Source organism: Marinomonas profundimaris, from assembly GCF_000508165.1.
Lineage (GTDB): Bacteria > Pseudomonadota > Gammaproteobacteria > Pseudomonadales > Marinomonadaceae > Marinomonas > Marinomonas profundimaris.
Genome location: NZ_AYOZ01000057.1, coordinates 1 through 508, shown reverse-complemented (window position 1 = coordinate 508; position 508 = coordinate 1). Strand labels below are relative to the sequence as shown.

Below are 508 nucleotides of genomic sequence, written 5' to 3'. Positions count from 1 at the left end.
CCAACGCAACTTTGTAGACTTCTAAGCGGTAGACAACTAAAGCCTACTTAAGTGGGCTTTAGGTGTTGTTTTTTATGAATGAAGCATTTTAGTATAGACGGATTGTCTTTTCTAAATAAGAGAAGATAGCACGAGCATTTACCCTATTAAGCTGTTATATGTCTATGGGAATATTTGATGATATGGACTTTCTAACTATCACTGTTGTAATTCTGATTATTTTTAATTTTGCGGTAAGTTTCTACTTGTTCAAACGCAATGATTTGGAACTCTTTCAAAAAATTGCTCAAGTAGTTATTGTCTGGTTATTTCCGTTTGTTGGAGCAATTGGGTTATGGTTATTTCATCGCAGCCAAGACACTGATAATAATAAACCTAGTGGCGGTTCATTTGGTGGTGGCTCTCAAGATAGTAGTATTGGTATAGGAAGCTCAGGAGAATAAACTGAGTTTGGGATCGAATGAAAATAGCACCTAGTTTTCATCTACTCCAAACAGCTCCACGAGCA

General features: G+C 36.4%; 1 protein-coding gene. It reads left to right on the top strand.

Annotated elements, in window-relative coordinates; genetic code table 11:
- Positions 1 to 164 precede the first annotated feature (164 nt).
- On the top strand, positions 165 to 443 hold the full coding sequence (locus tag D104_RS34295) for a hypothetical protein (protein ID WP_200866777.1): 279 nt from the start codon (positions 165 to 167) through the stop codon (positions 441 to 443).
- The last annotated feature ends 65 nt before the right edge of the window (positions 444 to 508 follow it).

Bases quoted from the DNA above. Each gene is read 5' to 3' on its own strand.
- D104_RS34295 (WP_200866777.1), top strand. From the start codon at position 165: ATGGGAATATTTGATGATATGGACTTTCTAACTATCACTGTTGTAATT.